Here is a 15,954-nt window from a genome sequence, read left to right as displayed (position 1 = left end):
GGGAACGCCACCATGAAGGTACGCCACTTTCTCGCCCGCGAGCGCCTCCAGTCACTCATCGACCGGCTGGTGGAGGCGGGCTATGAGGTCATCGGGCCCCGGGTGCGCGACCATGCCATCCTCTTCGAGCCCCTCGCGACGGTGGAGCAGCTGCCTGTCGGGATCATCGATGACCAGGCCCCCGGCCACTACCGACTCGAGCGCACCGACTCCGGCCGCGTCTTCGACTGGGCCATGGGCCCCCAGGCAATCAAGCCGCTGACCTTTGCCCCTCGCGAGACCCTGTGGCGAAGCGAGCGCCAGCCCGATGGCCGCCTGGTGTTCCGCGAGCAGCCCCCCGAGGCCCAGCCGACAGCGGTCATCGGCGTACGCGCCTGCGACCTCGCGGCGCTGGCGGTCCATGACCGCCACTTCCTGCATGACCCCCATCCGGACCCGCACTACCGCGAGCGACGCCAGAACCTCTTCCTGGTCGCCGTCAACTGCATGCGCTCTGCCGCCACCTGCTTCTGCACCGCCACCGGGGATGGTCCGCGGGCACAGCACGGCTTCGACCTGGCGCTCTCGGAACTCGACGACGGCTTCGTGGTGGAGGCTCACACCCAGGAGGGCCAGGCCATCCTCGACACCCTGGAGACGACCCTGGCCAGCCATGACCAGCTCGAGCAGGTGGAGGCCGGGGTCGAGCGTGCCACCCGCCAGCAGACGCGCGGCCTGCCCGACGCCTCGCTGCCGGAGATGCTGCAGGCGGCAGTGGCCCACCCCCACTGGCAGAGCCTCAACGACCGCTGCCTGACCTGCGGCAACTGCACCGCGGTCTGCCCCACCTGCTTCTGCCAGACCCACGTCGACGAACTCTCCCTGGACGGCCAGACGGCTAGCCACGGCCGGCAGTGGGGCAGCTGCTTCGACCCCGACCACAGCTACATCCACGGCACCGTCATCCGGGCCGAGCGGCCCCAGCGCTATCGCCAGTGGCTGACCCACAAGTTCGGCACCTGGGTGGAGCAGTACGGCCGCAGCGGCTGCGTGGGCTGCGGCCGCTGCATCGCCTGGTGCCCGGTGGGCATCGACGTGACCGAGGAGCTGGCCGCGCTTTCCATAGCGCCCGAGGACGTGGCTCCCAAGGCACCCGACGGGGAGGACCCGGCATGATGAGCCCACTGGTACCTTCCGAGGCCGAAGTGGTCGGCCGCAGGGACGAGTCCCCGGACATGTTCAGCCTGCAGCTTCGCTTCACCGACCCCGAGGTGCAGGCCGCCTACCGCTTCGCGATGGGCCAGTTCAACATGCTCTGCCTGCCGGGCATGGGCGAGGTCCCGATCTCCATCGTCTCCGACCCCGACGAGCGGGAGATGATCGACCACACCATCCGCAAGGTCGGCTCTGTCACCCGCAACCTGGGGCGGCTCGAGGTCGGCGACCGGCTCGGCCTGCGCGGCCCCTACGGTCGCGGCTGGCCCACGGAGGAGGCCGAGGGTACCGACCTGGTGATCGTCACCGGTGGCCTGGGCTGCGCCCCCTCGGTGTCGCTGATCGAGTACGTGCTGCACCGGCGTGGACGCTACGGCCGCCTGCATATCATCCAGGGAGTCAAGCACTCCAACGACCTGATCTGGCGCGATCGCTACGACGCCTGGCGCCGGCACCCGGACGTCGAGGTCTACTTGACCGCCGACACCGGCGATACCTTCTGGCCCTGGCATACCGGCCCGGTGACCCAGTTCTTCGAGCGCATCGACTTCGACCCGGCGCGCTGTTCGATCTTCATCTGCGGACCGGAGGGCATGATGCGGGCGGTGATCAGGGCGATGCGCGAGCGCGAGGTGCCAGAAGCGCGGATCTGGCTCAGCATGGAGCGCAACATGCACTGCGCCATCGGCTCCTGCGGCCGCTGCCAGCTGGGGCCCAAGTTCGTGTGCCGTGACGGCCCGGTCTTCACCTGCCGGGAGCTGGCGCCCTACCTGTCGCACAGGGGAGTCTGACCATGACCACCGCGACCCGCCGCCCACGCATCGCCGTGCACAAGTTCAGCTCCTGCGACGGCTGCCAGCTGGCCTTCCTCAACCTGGGCGAGCCCCTGCTGGCCCTGGCCGAGACCGTCGACATCCTGCACTTCGCCGAGGCCGGGCCGATCGACGAGGAAGCCGAGGTCGACATCGCCTTCGTCGAGGGCAGCGTGGCCACCTCCCAGGACGCCGCGCGCCTGCACGGCATCCGCCAGCGCAGTCGCTACCTGGTCACCATCGGCGCCTGCGCCACCGCCGGCGGCATCCAGGCGCTGCGCAACCTCCACGACGCCGACGAGTGGGTGTCCGGGGTCTATGCCCAGCCCGAGCATATCGACCTGCTCGCCGACTCGACCCCGATTGCCGAGAGCGTCAAGGTCGACCTGGAGCTCTGGGGCTGCCCGGTCAGCGGCGAACAGGTGCTCGGCGCCACCAAGTCGCTGCTGGCCGGCCACCTGCCCCGGGTCGACCACAGTGCGGTCTGCATGGAGTGCAAGCGCCAGCAGGCGGTGTGCGTGATGGTCGCCAAGGGCCAGCCCTGCATGGGGCCGGTCACCAGCACCGGCTGCGGCGCGATCTGCCCCCGCTGGCAGCGCGACTGCTACGCCTGCTACGGGCCGGCCGTGCAGGCCAACGTCTCGGCACTGGCCACCCACCTGGCCGATACCGGCATGCCGGCTGACGAGGTCGCCCGACGCCTGCTGTTCATCAATGGCCATGCCGAACCGTTCCGGCGTGAGGGCCTGGACTGGCAGGCCCGGGTCATCACGCGTCAGGGCAGCGAGGAGGAGCAGGGATGAATCACGACACGCGAACCGGCGAGATCCATGTGCCCATCCTGGCACGGGTCGAGGGCGAGGGCGCCCTGGACATCCGCATCGAGGCCGGCCGGATCGAGGCGCTGACGCTGCGCATCTTCGAGCCGCCCCGGCTGTTCGAGAAGCTGCTCGAAGGCCGCAGCAGCCAGGACGTGATCGACAGTGTGGCCCGCATCTGCGGCATCTGCCCCGTGGCCTACCAGATGAGTGCGGTGGCGGCGATCGAGTCGATCCTCGGCGTCGCGCCCAGTCCCTGGGTGGAGGCGATGCGCCGGGTGATGTACTGCGGCGAGTGGCTGCAGAGCCACAGTCTGCACATCCACTTGCTGGCCGCCCCCGACTTTCTCGGCTACGACAGCGCCCCGGCGATGGCCCGGGACTACCCGGACGAGGTTCGCCGTGGCCTGCGGCTCCAGGGGCTCGGCAACGCGATCATCCGTACCTTCGGCGGCCGTTCGGTACACCCGGTCGGCATCTGTCCGGGCGGCTTCTTCCATGCCCCCGACTCGGCGGCCATGCAGGCCCTGCGACAGCAGCTGGTGACGGGCCTCGAGGAGGCCCGCGAGCTGATCGCCTGGACGGCCGGACTCCCCATCCCCGAGGACGACCAGGACTTCGTCTCGGTGTCGCTGCGTCATCCCAGTGACTACCCCATCACCGCGGGCCGGATTGTCTCCGACCGAGGGCTCGACATCGCCCCGGCCGACTTCGAGGAGCGCTTCCGGGAGTTCCAGGTGCCCCACTCGACGGCCCTGCACGCCCAACTCGACGGCCATCCCTACCTGGTCGGGCCGCTGGCCCGGCTCAACAACAACCTCGACCGGCTGCCCGAGGCGCTGCGACAGCGGCTCGACGACCTCGGCATCCACTTCCCCAGCCGCAACATGTTCCACAGCATCGTGGCCCGGGCGGTGGAAATGCATGTGGCCCTCGCCGAGGCGCTGCGCCTCACCGAGGACTACGCCCCCGCCGGCGAGCCCCATGCCGAGACACCCGTCCGGGGCGGGGTCGGCGTCGGCTGCACCGAGGCCCCCCGAGGCATCCTCTGGCATCGCTATGCGCTTGACGGCGATGCCCGGGTCGCCGAGGCCCGGATCGTCCCCCCCACCAGCCAGAACCAGGCGCGGATGGAGGAGGACCTCGCGGCGAGCCTCACCCGCTTCGGCCTGGAGCGCGACGACGACGCCCTGCGGCTGCACGGCGAAATGGTGATCCGCAACTACGACCCCTGCATCTCCTGCGCCACCCACTTCCTGGATTTCCATGCCGTTCGGAAATAAGCCACGCGAGACCGGGCCGAGCATGGCCAGGCAGGACGGGGCCGCCGACCGGCCCGGCGGTCATGCCTATCTCTTCGGGCTCGGCTCGCCCCATGGCGGGGACCGGCTGGGCTGGCTCGCCGCCGAGTGGCTGGGTGATACGCTGTCCGGGCGCCATGACCTCACGGTCGCGCGACTCGACCAGCCCGTCGACCTCTTCCTGTACGCGGTGACGCCACGCGACCGCCTGCTGCTGATCGATGCCATGCGGGGCCAGGGGCCGCCCGGCACCCTCAAGGTCTTTGCGCCGGCGGAGCTCCCCGCGGCCATTGCGCGCCTGTCATCACACGGCCTCGACCTGGCGAGCACCCTGGCGCTGGTCGAAGCCCTGGGGCTCTTCCGCGCGGGGATCCGGATCATCGGCATCGAGATGCCGGCCGAAGCAGGCCCCGACATGCCGGGCCAAGCGATGACGGCACCAGGGCTCGACGAGGCGCAGGCCCGGCAACTGCACGCGGTGGTCCTTGGCTGGCTCGATGCCGGTTAGGGCCCCGGCCAGGGCGGGCCTCAAGGGCGTCGGCCGACGGGCCACGCTACCGGCCCTCGCTTTCGGGCCGCGTGAGCGGCAGTGGCCCGTGCTCCTTGACGGTCTGGATGGCGAAGTTGCTGCGGATGTCGCTGACGCCCGGCAGGCGCAGCAGGGTCCCGGTCAGGAAACGCTCGTAGGCCGCCAGGTCCGCCACCACCACCTGCAGCAGGAAGTCCGACTCCCCCGACACCAGGTGGGCAGAGACCACCTCGGGCAGCGCCACGACCGCCTCGCGGAAGGCGTTGGCCTCGGCCTCGTGGTGGCGCTCCACCTTGACGCCGACGAAGACGGTGAGGCCGAGACCGACGCCCCCACGGTCCAGTTCGGCATGGTAGCCGCGGATCAGCCCCGCCGCCTCCAGCTGGCGGACCCGTCGCAGGCAGGGCGAGGGCGAGAGGTTCACCTCCTCGGCCAGCTGCACGTTGCTCAGCCGGGCGTCACGCTGTAGTGCCGCCAGGATGCGACGGTCGATGGCGTCCAGCCGGCAAGTTGGCATCAAACTTTTCCTTATCACTCTTTATTGGCATCTTCTGCCAACTATAGCCGTTTTCCTGGTCGACTTCGCAAGGACCTGCCGGCACCCGCGGGGCTAGACTGGCATCGATCAATAGATAAGGTGTCACGACGAGAGGAGACCCCATGGAGCTGTGGCTGTTCATCGGCGCCCTGGCAGCGATCTACCTGCTGCCCGGCCCCGACATGATCCTGGTGCTGCACACCGGCAGCCAGCAGGGGCACGCCCCGGCGCTGGCCACCGCGGCGGGCCTTGCGGTGGCGCGCGGCCTGCACGTGGCCCTGGCGGCCCTGGGGCTGGCCACGCTCTTCGCCACCGCGCCCTGGACCTTCGATGCGGTGCGCTATGCGGGAGGCGCCTACCTGGCCTGGATCGGCCTGCAGCTGCTCCGTTCGCCCGGGGCCACGGCGGACATAGAGGCGGACCGAGTGGGCATATACGCTGCCGGTCTCCGCCGCGCCTGGCGCCGTGGCCTGCTGACCAACCTGCTCAACCCCAAGTCGCTGCTGTTCTGCTCGGTGCTGCTGCCCCAGTTCGTCTCTCCCGGGGAAGGGCCCGTGCTGCTGCAGTTCGCCCTGCTGGGCAGCCTGCTGGTGGGCATCGGCCTGCTGTTCGATGCCGGCTATGCCACCCTGGGGGCCGCGCTGCAGCGCTGGTTCGCCGACAGCCCGCTGCGGGCGCGACTGCAGCGCTGGACCTTCGGCTCGCTGATGATCGCCTTCGCCCTGCGCCTGGCCGCCTGAGGGGCCGGCGACCTTGTCCTGCGTCAAGACGCCACCGTTGCATCCCGGCGGCCCATCCCCACCCTGTGCCATAGTGGATGAACGGCCACAGACGAGAGGAGAGCCCGATGCAGGAACGTGAGGTCGATATCGCCATCATCGGCGCCGGCAGCGCCGGCCTGAGCGCCTGGCATGCCGCCCGCAAGCACAGCGACAGAGTGCTGCTGATCGAGGGCGGGGCCTATGGCACGACCTGTGCCCGGGTCGGCTGCATGCCCTCGAAGCTGCTGATCGCCGCCGCCGACTCCGCCCACCACGCCCGGGATGCCGGCGGCTTCGGCGTGCGTACCGGCCCCGTGGAGGTGGACGGGCGCGCCGTCATGGAGCGCGTCCAGCGCGAACGTGACGGCTTCGTGGGGCGCGTGATGAAGACGGTGGAGCGCCTGGGCGAGGACAACCGGCTCGAGGGCCATGCGCGCTTCGAGGACCCGCACACCCTGGTCGTCGGCGACTACACCCGCGTGACGGCGCGTACCATCGTCATCGCCACCGGCTCGCGCGGCACCTGGCCGGGCTTCTTCGAGGCGGCCGGTGACCGGCTGGTGGTCAACGACGCCGTCTTCGAGTGGGACGACCTGCCCGAGTCGGTCGCGGTGTTCGGCCCCGGCGTGATCGGCCTGGAGCTCGGCCAGGCGCTGCACCGGCTGGGCGTGCGCCTGCGGGTCTTCGGCGTGGGCGGCGCCCTGGGCCCCTTTCAGGATGAGGCCGTGCGGGACTATGCCGACCGCACCTTCAACGAGGAGTTCTACGTCGACCCCGACGCCAAGGTGGAAAGCATCGAGCGCGACGGCGACGCTGTGGTCATCACCTTCCTCGAGCGCGATACCGGCAGGCGCCTCACCGAGCGTTTCGACTACCTGCTCGCGGCCACCGGCCGGCACCCCAACGTCGACCGGCTCGACCTGGAGAGGGCCGGCCTGGCCATCGACGACAAGGGCGTGCCCCACTACAACCGCTTCACCCTGCAGTGCCGCAACGCCGACGACAGCCCCAGCCATATCTTCATCGCCGGCGATGCCAACCAGGAGCTGCCGTTGCTGCACGTGGCCAATACCGAGGGCCGGATCGCCGGCGACAACGCCGGGCGCTTTCCGGAACTGCGTGCCGGCACCCGCAACGTGCCCCTGGCGGTGGTCTTCACCGACCCGCAGATGGCCACCATCGGCGCGAGCCGTGCCGAGCTGGAAAAGCAGTACGGCGGCTGCGACTGCATCGCCACCGGCGAGGCCTCCTTCGAGGACCAGGGGCGCGCCGTGGTGATGCGCCAGAACCGTGGCCTGATGCGCCTCTACGCCGAGCACGGCTCGGGTCAGTTCCTGGGCGCCGAGCTGTTCGGCCCCCGGGTGGAGCACATGGCGCACCTGCTGGCCTGGATGCTGGAAGAGAAGCCCAGCGTGAGCCGCATCCTCGAGATGCCCTTCTACCACCCGGTGCTCGAGGAGGGGCTGCGCAGCGCCCTGCGCGACCTCAATGCCAACCTCCAGCAGGGTCCGGCCATCACCGAGCGTTGCATGGAGTGCGGACCCGGAGACTGAGCATGAGGCCAAGCCGCATCGCTGCCCTTCTCGCTTCGGCCCTGCTCATCCTTGCCCTGCTGGCGGCTCCGGTCGCGGCGGAACCCACCGACACCCCGGCGCCCCGTCCGACCATCGGCCTGGCGCTGGGCTCGGGCGGGGCCAACGGCCTGGCGCACATCGCCATCCTGCAGGTCTTCGACGACCTCGGGATCCTGCCCGACCGCATCGTCGGCACCAGCATCGGCGCGGTGATCGGCGGGCTCTATGCCGCGGGACTCCCGGCCGAGGCGATCCACGACATCTTCGACGACGTGGCCGGCTCGCCGCTGGATGCCCTCTCGGGGCTGGCCGAATCGGAGGTGGAGCTGTCGGCGCTGGTGCCGTTCGGGCGCGACGATGCCGGGCTGATCGACTCGGCCGGCTTCCTCGAATTCCTGGCCGGCCATACCGAGGTTCGCACCTTCGACGAGCTGCGCATCCCGCTCGAGGTGGTGGCCACCGACTACTGGACGGGGGAGAGCGTGACCCTCGACGAGGGCCTCCTCTTTCCGGCCATCGAGGCCAGCATGGCAGTGCCGGGGCTCTTCCTGCCCGTCCACCATGGCGAGCAGCTGCTGATCGATGGCGGCATCTCCAAGCCCCTGCCCTTCGACCTGCTCTTCGGCGAGGTCGACATGGTCATCGCGGTGGACGTCTCGGGCAGCCGCCGGCAGGAGGATGGCGAGGAGCTCGGCGTGACCGACATGCTGTTCAACAGCTTCAAGATCATGCAGCAGGCGATCATCCGACAGGCGCTGCACCACCGGCCACCCGACATCTACCTGCGTCCGGAGACCCGGGGCGTGCGCCTGCTGCACTTCAACCGCATCGACGAGATCCTGCGCCAGACCGAACCCACCGCCGAGGAGCTCCGTGACCTGCTCGAGGGCTGGCTGGCCCTGCAGGCCACGCCCTCTTCATGACGGCACCCGGCCCACCTCACCCGGCAACTACACTATGCTCAGCATGTCCAGGAGCGCATCATGCCCCCACCCCTTCATTCCCTGTCGCGCCGTCGGCTGCTGGGCGGCCTGCTCGCCGCGGCCGCCGTTTCGGCGTTGCCCTCCCGCCTTGCCTTGGCACAGACCGCCGAGCCACTGACCCGCGAGTTGCCCGGCACCGGCGTGGCACTGCCCCGGGTCGGCCTGGGCAGCTGGATCACCTTCAACGTCGGCGATGATCCGGTGCTGCTCGAGGCATGCACCGCCGTCATGGCGGCCTTCTTCGCTGAGGGCGGCCGCCTGATCGACTCCTCGCCGATGTACGGCTCGTCACAGGCGACGATCGGTCATGCCCTGAAGCAGCTCGAGGCGGTCGAGCGCGTCTATGCCGCCGACAAGGTCTGGACCTCGAATCCGGCCGAGGGGCCAGCCCAGATCGCGGCCTCCCGCCAGGAATGGGGCATACCACGCTTCGACATGCTGCAGGTCCACAACCTGCTGGGCTGGGAGGGCCACCTCGAGACCCTGATGGCGATGAAGGCGTCCGGCGACGTTCGCCATCTGGGCATCACCACCTCCCACGGACGACGCCATGACGAGGTCGAGCACATCATGCGACAAGTCCCGCTGGATAGCGTCCAGCTCACCTACAACATCGTCGATCGTGAGGCCGAGCAGCGGCTGCTGCCCCTTGCCCGGGAGCGCGGCATCGGCGTGATTGCCAACCGCCCCTTCCAGCGCAAGCGCCTGATCCGTCACCTGGAAGGCAAGCCGCTGCCGCCCTGGGCCGCCGAGATCCATGCCGACACCTGGGCACAGTTCATTCTCAAGTTCATCATCTCCCACCCGGCAGTCACCTGCGTCATCCCCGCCACCACCCAGGTCGAGCACGTCCGCGAGAACCTTGCCGCCGCTCGCGAGCCCCTGCCCGACGAGACCATGCGCCGCCGCATGGCCGACTACGTGCGGGGACTGTAAGGCATGGGCAGCGCATGGTGGACCTATCGTCCCGATGACCTGCTGATGTTCTCGCCGCGGGTCTATGCGCGACTCTTCGAGTTGCACAACCAGGCACTATGGCCGGCCCAGCTGATCGCCCTGGCGCTGGGCGGCATGGCGCTGGTCGTCCTGCTCCGCCCCGATCCGCGGGCCACGCGCCTGTTGGTTCTGCTGCTGGCCGTGGCCTGGGTCTTCGTGGCCTGGGCCTTCCTGTGGCAGCGCTTTGCCCCGATCCACTGGGGCATCGACTATATTATTCCACTTTTCGGCCTCCAGGCGCTGCTGCTGGTCGCCCTGGGCTGCCTGCGCGGCGGACTGCGCCTGCCGGGTCACTGGAGCATGCGGCGAGGTATCGGCATCGGGCTGTTTGTCTATGCCCTGGCCTTGCATCCGCTCGTTGCGGTGGTGACAGGCCGCGGTCTGTCGGGTGCCGAGGTCATCGGCCTCACCCCCGACCCACTCGCCATGGCCACCCTGGGCGTGGCAGCCATGACCGAGCCGGCCCGTCGTGCCTGGTCGCTGCTGGTCATACCCGCGCTCTGGTGCCTGCTGAGCTGGATCACCCTCGAGACCCTTGGCGAACGGGGTGCCTGGCTGCCCCTGCTGGCCGTTGTCGCGGCCCTGACGGCGCGGCTATGGCCGGCGCGTTGACGAGTCACTCGGAGGCGTGGGCAGCCTGAAATGCTGCTTCGCGCAGTGCCAAATCAGCGGAGCTGAGGCCCCGTCAACTTGGTGCGTTTTGCCGCGTACATGCCGGCATCGGCATGGCGTACCAGCTCGTCCCGGCTCGTTCCATGGCCGGGGTATCGCGCGGCACCCATACTGGTGGAGAGGTTGACTGACCCTGACGGCAACGCGATAGGTTGAGCGAAGGCCGCGCGGATCTTGTCCATCACGATGCCGACGGCATTCTCGCCGCGGATATTTGTCAACAGCACCGTAAATTCGTCGCCTCCCATCCGGCCGACCATGTCGGAATCACGCACGCCCTGGACCAGGCGCCGCGCCACCTCACAGAGCACCTGGTCGCCCGCTTCATGGCCCAGGATATCGTTGACCTCCTTGAACTCGTCCAGATCCAGGTACAACAGCGCAAGTTGTTCACCCAGGCGCTGGGCGACCTGAAGCGCCATATCGACGTGTTCGTTGAACAGAGCCCGATTGGGCAAGCCGGTCAGCGGGTCGTGACCTGCCATGTGGCGCAAGCAAATTTCGGCCTGCTTGCGCTCGATGGCCATGGCGATCTGGGTGGAGACGAACTGCAGTAGCTCCTTGTCGTGCTCCTGATAACGGGCGCTACCGACGTAACTCTGCACGACCACCGCCCCCAGGATGCCGGCCTGAGAGATCAGCGGCACGCCGAGCCAGTCCTGCGTCTCGTCAGGCAGCACTACAACCGGCACCGCAGCATCATCGGTGACGTCGTAACGGTACAGGACAGCACGGCCTTCACGAATGACACTTGTGATCGGGTTTCGGGTATCCAGCTGTCCGCGCATGGCGCCTACGGCCTGGTCGTCGGCCACGTAGGGAAAGGAGAGCGCTTCGCACGTATCGTCATACAACGCGACCAGGAAATTATCGGCCGGAAGCAGATCGCAGATAATGCGATGAATATGTTGATAGAGTTCGAAGAGTCCCTCGGCGAGGTGGGCCGCCTCGGAAATTTGATAGATCGCATTCTGGATGCGTTCGGCTTGCTTCAGAAGCGTGATATCGCGTGCAACGGCAAGACGCATGCCTTCCTGCTCGGACCAGCGCGCCGACCACATGATATCGACGATTCGCCCATCCTTGCGCACATAGCGATTCTCGAAATGCATCTGCACTTGGCCGCGCATGATATTACTGGCCGCCTCCAGGGTTTGCTGGCGGTCGTCGGGATGCACCAGCTTGATCATCGACATGCCGATCATTTCGTCCGGGGTATAGCCAAAGATGCGCTCACAGGCGGCACTCACGAACACGAACCGACCCTCGGCGTCCACCACGCAGACCGCATCGATAAGCAGGTCCATGATGCGAGTGCCAATAAATTCGGAATCCAACGCCATGCCCATACACTCGCGAGTCAGTTTGCTGGAACGTTTCTATCACTCGCTGTCGCAACATGCCAACGCGGGAAATCGCAGCGGGTTCGTGGATAACCGCGATCAGTGCAGGACCACTGCTCGAGGGTGGCGCTGGCGTTGACCGACACTTCCGCGAGGCTGCTAGAGTTCACGCTGGCCCCTGTGGAGCGAGCACCCATGAATGCGCCTGTAAATTCGCGAATACTGACCGCCCTGCTGCTGGCTAGCGTTTTCCTCATGCTTGCCGGCTGTGGCCCGTCCGAGGATCCAGAGCCCGCCACGCGTCTGGCTCCCCCCGAAGAGACCGGCGTCCTCAAGGTCGCCACCCGCAACGCGGCCACCACCTACTACCTGGACCGGGAAGAGACACCGGCCGGGCCCGAACACGACCTGGTCGAGCGCTTCGCCGAGGCCAATGGCTGGGAAGTGGAATGGACGCTGCAGGACTCCATCGCCGGGGTACTGCAAGCCCTGGAGGCTGGCGAGGTCCACCTGGCCGCCGCCGGGCTGACCCACCTGCCCTCCAGGGACGAGCGCTTCCGTCGCGGCCCCGGCCATACCGACATCGTCGAGCAGCTGGTCTGTCATCGCGACATGCGGCCCTTGCCCCGGAAGATCGAGGAGATTGCCGGCGTCTCGATCCGGGTCACCGCAGGTTCCAGCTATTCGGAGAGACTCCTGTCCCTGGTCAACGACCATACCGGCATCCGCTTCGAGGAGGATCCGCGCACCACCGAGATCCTGCTCGCCAGGGTGGCCGAAAAGACACTGGAATGCACCGTGGCCGACTCCAATATCGTCCAGGTGGTGCGCCGGCACTTTCCCCACCTGGAAGTTGCCATGAACCTGACCAGCGGCGCCAGGCTGGGCTGGTATCTGGCCAAGGGGCAGGACGATCTCGCGGCGCACGCGCATGACTGGATGGAAGGCCCCCAGGGCGAGGAGACCCTCGATACAGTGGAGCATCGCTACTACGACTACATCGACGACTTCGACTTCGTCGACCTGCGGGCCCTCAATGCGCGGATCGACGAGCGCCTGCCCAATTACCTCGACCTCTTTCTCCTGGCAGAGGAGCAGACCGGCATGCCGGCCGACCTGCTCGCGGCCCTGGCCTACCAGGAGTCGCACTGGGACCCCCGGGCCGTTTCGCCCACCGGGGTGCGCGGCATCATGATGCTCACCCAGAACACCGCCCAGTCCCTCGGCGTCGCCAATCGCCTGGACCCGGCCGCCGCCATCGACGGTGGCGCCCGGTATCTGGCCGACCGTCATGAGCGGCTGCCCAAGGAGATTCCCGAGCCGGATCGCACCTACCTGGCCCTGGCCAGCTACAACATCGGGCGCGGTCACGTGCTCGATGCTCGCGAACTCGCCCGGGAGCTGGGCAAGAATCCCGACTCCTGGGCAGACATGGAGGAGGTGCTCCCGCTCAAGGCCGACAAGCGCTACTACCCGCAGACCCGTTACGGCTATGCACGGGGCTACGAGCCGGTGCACTACGTCCAGCGGATACGTAACTATCAGGACGTCATCGGTGCCGCAGTGGAAATATCGTCTTCCGATGAAGAGTAAGTGGAATCACCCTTGCGCTGCTGGGCCATCGGTTATCTGGCTGTCCTTAATGGCTGTCAGGCTGGCCAGGCGATGAGCCGGAATTCGCCTCGCCTCGCCGCTGTTTGCGTACTGCGGCCGCAAACTCCGCGGCCGGCATCGGCTTGTTGATATAGAAGCCCTGGAACTGGTCACACGAATGGGCACGGAGATAGTCGACCTGTTCCTCCGACTCCACGCCTTCGGCGACGACGATGAGGCTCAGGCTCTTGCCCAGTTCGATGATGGCCTCTGTCAAGCTCCTGTCTTCGGCACAGCGGGCGATATCGCCAATGAACGAACTGTCGATCTTGATGGTGTCGAGGGGAAACTCCTTCAGCTTGGATAGCGATGAATAGCCGGTACCGAAATCATCGATCGCTATCCGTACCCCCATCTTCTTCAGCTCATGGAGAATCCCGATCGTCCGCTGCATGTCGTGCATGATCATGCTTTCGGTGATTTCCAGCTCTAGCAGCTCGGGGGCCATGCCGGTTTCCTGCAAGGCGTCCTTGATGTCCTTTATCAGGTGCTCATCGAGAAACTGACGCATGGAAAGATTCACCGCCATGCTCAAGGCAGGAAAACCTTCCTTCTGCCAGGCGACATTCTGACGACAAGCGGTGTGGAGCACCCAGCGCCCGATGGGAACAATGAGGCTGTTTTCCTCGGCCAGGGGAATGAACTGCATGGGCGGGATCAGCCCCAGGTCGGGGTGCTGCCAACGCAGCAATGCCTCCATACCGGTGATCCGGCCTGTGATCATGTCCTGTTTCGACTGATAGAAAAGGCGAAATTCCTGATTCACCAGCGCCCTGCGCATGCTCGACTCCAGGGTGAGGCGCTCCAGCGAGTCGGTGTTCAGTTTCTCGGAATAGAACTGGAAGTTGTTCTTTCCCTCCTCTTTTGCGTGATACATCGCGATGTCGGCGTTCTTCGTCAGTGTCTGCTCGTCCTCGCCATCCTCCGGAAACAGGGCGATGCCGATACTCACCGTGACACGAAACTCCTGTCCGGCGAGCATGAAGGGCCTGCCGACGGCGGCCAGGACCTTCTCGGCAACCGGCGCGACCTGAGTGCCCTCGATGATCTCCGGCAGAATGATCACGAACTCGTCGCCCCCCAGGCGCGCCACCACGTCACTTTCCCGAGTGGCTTCGCACAGTCGCCGGCCCATCTCCTGCAGCAACTCGTCGCCGGCATCGTGACCGAGCGAATCGTTGATGACCTTGAAGCGATCTAAGTCGAGAAAGAGCAGCGCCATCCGCTTTTCGTAACGCCGCGCGTACTGCATGCCCTGGGAAAGGAGTCGACTGAAGAGTGCACGGTTCGGCAGGCCCGTCAGATTGTCATGATAGGCAAGATATTCGACCTCCCGGGCATGGGCGACGCGTTCCTCCAGGACGCGCGCACGCGCCTTGTGGAGTTGCCAGCTCAACCGGCCGAGCAGGGCCATGACGGCAATCAACAAGGCACTGGCGGTGCCTGCACGCCAGAAGTAGGTGCGCTCTTTCCTGGCCACGGGGGCGAGTCGCTCCGCTTCGGAAAGGCCGACGACAATGGCCAACGGGAAGTCGTACAGCTTCCTGGCGATGGTATAGCGGCGGATACCGTCCCAAGTGTTATGTCTTACGGTGGCCGGTGCGTTGTCGATGTCATTGCTCGCGACCAGGGAGTCGTAGTCGATGATGCCACCCGTGGACACTTCATCGCCGGTGCGACGAATCCGGAACACCCCGTCGGTCCCCACGAGCCCGAGCACACCTTGATCGCCCAGTACGCCGGAATCGTAGCCGCTGACGAAATAGCCTGCGTCGACTGAGACCACCACGATGCCTTCAACCTGCCCCGCCGCCGACTCGATGCGTCGTCCGAAGGATAGCTGCCTCTCGGCCCCACCCTCGCTGCGTTGCGTCTGGCCGACCACCATGTCGTCCTCCTTTCGCGCCAGCGGGAAGTAGTTCTGGTTCGCTTCACTGGCAGGATGAGTGCTGGCGATGACGTCGCCGCGCGCGTCGGTAACGCTCGCCGTGAAGAGCAGTTCGGGGGGGAGAAGCTCCTGATGGCGTAACTCGTCCAGGACCTCCTGTGCCGGGGCATCGCCCAGGTTATAGCGAATCATCTTGAGGGTCGTATCGATCTCACGCAGTGCGCGCACGACCTGGGCTTCGTAGGTGTTGGCGACATCCGCCGCCAGTGCCGCGGCGGTGCGTTCGGCCGAGGCATGCTCCCGTGCAACAAGATTGAGGGTGGTCCCCCAGATCACCGCCAGGAAAAGCAAGGCGATACCGGTGAACAGGACGGGAGGTGCCACCAGCCGGTGCAGCCAGTGTCCAATGACCGTCCCGCCATCGCCCAACGAGTGGTAGTCGGCCTGATGTCCGGAACTACTCAACGGTCACCACGCGCAAACGATCATCCACGAGGCCGGGACCTGGATCGAGATAGCCGATGGCGTTTGGCGCTTCGGCCACGACATCCGCCACGGCATCATCACCGGGCACGGAACGCGGCGGCTGGCCGCGGCCGGTGAAGATGAGTCTCGACCAGTGTGCCTTGACCTGTGCCGGCGTGATGCCCAGATATTTCTTGTAGAACTCTCCGCGCGTGGACGTCCCTTCCCGCTGGTCGATCGGGACGACCGAGGCGCCGTTAGGCAAGCGATTCAACCGCCCCAGGTAGATGTCACTGAGCTCCGCGCGGGAGAGGGTTTCCACCGGATTCTGTACCGAGACGACGACGACTACCTCGGCCCAGGCAGAGCCGATCATCAAGCAGAAAAGCAGCGCGCCCCATCCCGTCGCGGTGAATCGCGTTGGCAA

General features: G+C 66.9%; 15 protein-coding genes. 11 read left to right on the top strand and 4 right to left on the bottom strand.

The genetic code is table 11. From position 1 onward, the window contains the following. Window positions 1-12: 12 nt before the first annotated feature. The 5 genes from HALO32_RS10300 to HALO32_RS10280 are packed head-to-tail and all read left to right on the top strand — an operon-like array spanning window position 13 to window position 4,633. A complete protein-coding gene (locus HALO32_RS10300) occupies window positions 13-1,155 on the top strand; it encodes a 4Fe-4S dicluster domain-containing protein (protein WP_151443776.1) in 1,143 nt (380 codons plus the stop codon). Continuing rightward, a complete protein-coding gene (locus tag HALO32_RS10295; protein ID WP_151443775.1) occupies window positions 1,152-1,985 on the top strand; it encodes an FAD/NAD(P)-binding protein in 834 nt (277 codons plus the stop codon). Before HALO32_RS10300 ends, HALO32_RS10295 begins: the two co-directional genes overlap by 4 nt. A 2-nt stretch (window positions 1,986-1,987) precedes the next feature. Further along, window positions 1,988-2,809, top strand: a complete 822-nt coding sequence (locus HALO32_RS10290) for an NADH-quinone oxidoreductase subunit B family protein (protein WP_151443774.1) — start codon at window positions 1,988-1,990, stop codon at window positions 2,807-2,809. Then, a complete protein-coding gene (locus tag HALO32_RS10285) occupies window positions 2,806-4,107 on the top strand; it encodes a Ni/Fe hydrogenase subunit alpha (protein WP_151443773.1) in 1,302 nt (433 codons plus the stop codon). The genes HALO32_RS10290 and HALO32_RS10285 overlap by 4 nt, the downstream gene beginning before the upstream one ends. Beyond that, window positions 4,091-4,633 (top strand): hydrogenase maturation protease, encoded by a 543-nt coding sequence (locus HALO32_RS10280; protein WP_151443772.1) that lies wholly within the window; start codon window positions 4,091-4,093, stop codon window positions 4,631-4,633. Before HALO32_RS10285 ends, HALO32_RS10280 begins: the two co-directional genes overlap by 17 nt. 46 nt (window positions 4,634-4,679) lie before the next feature. Here HALO32_RS10280 and HALO32_RS10275 read toward each other — a convergent pair whose 3' ends face one another. Further along, window positions 4,680-5,171: an Lrp/AsnC family transcriptional regulator gene (locus HALO32_RS10275; protein ID WP_151443771.1), complete on the bottom strand. Its 492-nt coding sequence runs from the start codon at window positions 5,169-5,171 to the stop codon at window positions 4,680-4,682. 143 nt (window positions 5,172-5,314) lie between these two features. Here HALO32_RS10275 and HALO32_RS10270 point away from each other — a divergent pair, with 143 nt between their 5' ends. The 5 genes from HALO32_RS10270 (at window position 5,315) to HALO32_RS10250 (ending at window position 10,118) form a co-directional block, all read left to right on the top strand. Beyond that, on the top strand, window positions 5,315-5,932 hold the full coding sequence (locus HALO32_RS10270) for a LysE family translocator (protein WP_151443770.1): 618 nt from the start codon (window positions 5,315-5,317) through the stop codon (window positions 5,930-5,932). A gap of 107 nt (window positions 5,933-6,039) precedes the next feature. Further along, entirely contained in the window at window positions 6,040-7,506 is a 1,467-nt protein-coding gene (locus HALO32_RS10265; protein WP_151443769.1) for a dihydrolipoyl dehydrogenase, read from the top strand. Between the two features lie 2 nt (window positions 7,507-7,508). Then, a complete protein-coding gene (locus HALO32_RS10260) occupies window positions 7,509-8,450 on the top strand; it encodes a patatin-like phospholipase family protein (RefSeq protein ID WP_151443768.1) in 942 nt (313 codons plus the stop codon). A 60-nt stretch (window positions 8,451-8,510) separates the two neighbouring features. Then, window positions 8,511-9,446 (top strand): aldo/keto reductase, encoded by a 936-nt coding sequence (locus HALO32_RS10255; protein WP_151443767.1) that lies wholly within the window; start codon window positions 8,511-8,513, stop codon window positions 9,444-9,446. 3 nt (window positions 9,447-9,449) lie between these two features. After that, a complete protein-coding gene (locus HALO32_RS10250) occupies window positions 9,450-10,118 on the top strand; it encodes a DUF6064 family protein (protein ID WP_151443766.1) in 669 nt (222 codons plus the stop codon). Between the two features lie 53 nt (window positions 10,119-10,171). On the opposite strand, the gene HALO32_RS10245 is transcribed toward HALO32_RS10250, so the two are convergent. Then, window positions 10,172-11,521, bottom strand: coding sequence for a GGDEF domain-containing protein (locus tag HALO32_RS10245; RefSeq protein ID WP_225809905.1), 1,350 nt, complete (start codon window positions 11,519-11,521; stop codon window positions 10,172-10,174). A 195-nt stretch (window positions 11,522-11,716) separates the two neighbouring features. On the opposite strand from HALO32_RS10245, the gene mltF reads away from it, so the two are divergent. Next, window positions 11,717-13,114 carry a membrane-bound lytic murein transglycosylase MltF gene (gene mltF, locus HALO32_RS10240; protein WP_151443765.1) on the top strand — a complete coding sequence of 466 codons (1,398 nt, stop codon included), beginning with the start codon at window positions 11,717-11,719 and terminating at the stop codon, window positions 13,112-13,114. 46 nt (window positions 13,115-13,160) lie between these two features. Here mltF and HALO32_RS10235 read toward each other — a convergent pair whose 3' ends face one another. Together HALO32_RS10235 and HALO32_RS10230 are read right to left on the bottom strand one after the other, a co-directional pair. Beyond that, window positions 13,161-15,527 carry a putative bifunctional diguanylate cyclase/phosphodiesterase gene (locus HALO32_RS10235; RefSeq protein WP_225809903.1) on the bottom strand — a complete coding sequence of 789 codons (2,367 nt, stop codon included), beginning with the start codon at window positions 15,525-15,527 and terminating at the stop codon, window positions 13,161-13,163. Beyond that, a complete protein-coding gene (locus tag HALO32_RS10230; RefSeq protein WP_225809901.1) occupies window positions 15,520-15,954 on the bottom strand; it encodes a type 2 periplasmic-binding domain-containing protein in 435 nt (144 codons plus the stop codon). Before HALO32_RS10230 ends, HALO32_RS10235 begins: the two co-directional genes overlap by 8 nt.

Source organism: Halomonas lysinitropha (assembly GCF_902500215.1).
GTDB classification, from domain to species: domain Bacteria; phylum Pseudomonadota; class Gammaproteobacteria; order Pseudomonadales; family Halomonadaceae; genus Halomonas; species Halomonas lysinitropha.
Note: the sequence above shows the minus strand (reverse complement) of the source record. Positions and strands in the feature narration are given on the sequence as shown.

Coding starts and splice junctions, on each gene's coding strand:
- HALO32_RS10300 (WP_151443776.1), top strand. CDS start 13: ATGAAGGTACGCCACTTTCTCGCCCGCGAGCGCCTCCAGTCACTCATC.
- HALO32_RS10295 (WP_151443775.1), top strand. CDS start 1,152: ATGATGAGCCCACTGGTACCTTCCGAGGCCGAAGTGGTCGGCCGCAGG.
- HALO32_RS10290 (WP_151443774.1), top strand. CDS start 1,988: ATGACCACCGCGACCCGCCGCCCACGCATCGCCGTGCACAAGTTCAGC.
- HALO32_RS10285 (WP_151443773.1), top strand. CDS start 2,806: ATGAATCACGACACGCGAACCGGCGAGATCCATGTGCCCATCCTGGCA.
- HALO32_RS10280 (WP_151443772.1), top strand. CDS start 4,091: ATGCCGTTCGGAAATAAGCCACGCGAGACCGGGCCGAGCATGGCCAGG.
- HALO32_RS10275 (WP_151443771.1), bottom strand. CDS start 5,171: ATGCCAACTTGCCGGCTGGACGCCATCGACCGTCGCATCCTGGCGGCA.
- HALO32_RS10270 (WP_151443770.1), top strand. CDS start 5,315: ATGGAGCTGTGGCTGTTCATCGGCGCCCTGGCAGCGATCTACCTGCTG.
- HALO32_RS10265 (WP_151443769.1), top strand. CDS start 6,040: ATGCAGGAACGTGAGGTCGATATCGCCATCATCGGCGCCGGCAGCGCC.
- HALO32_RS10260 (WP_151443768.1), top strand. CDS start 7,509: ATGAGGCCAAGCCGCATCGCTGCCCTTCTCGCTTCGGCCCTGCTCATC.
- HALO32_RS10255 (WP_151443767.1), top strand. CDS start 8,511: ATGCCCCCACCCCTTCATTCCCTGTCGCGCCGTCGGCTGCTGGGCGGC.
- HALO32_RS10250 (WP_151443766.1), top strand. CDS start 9,450: ATGGGCAGCGCATGGTGGACCTATCGTCCCGATGACCTGCTGATGTTC.
- HALO32_RS10245 (WP_225809905.1), bottom strand. CDS start 11,521: ATGGCGTTGGATTCCGAATTTATTGGCACTCGCATCATGGACCTGCTT.
- mltF (WP_151443765.1), top strand. CDS start 11,717: ATGAATGCGCCTGTAAATTCGCGAATACTGACCGCCCTGCTGCTGGCT.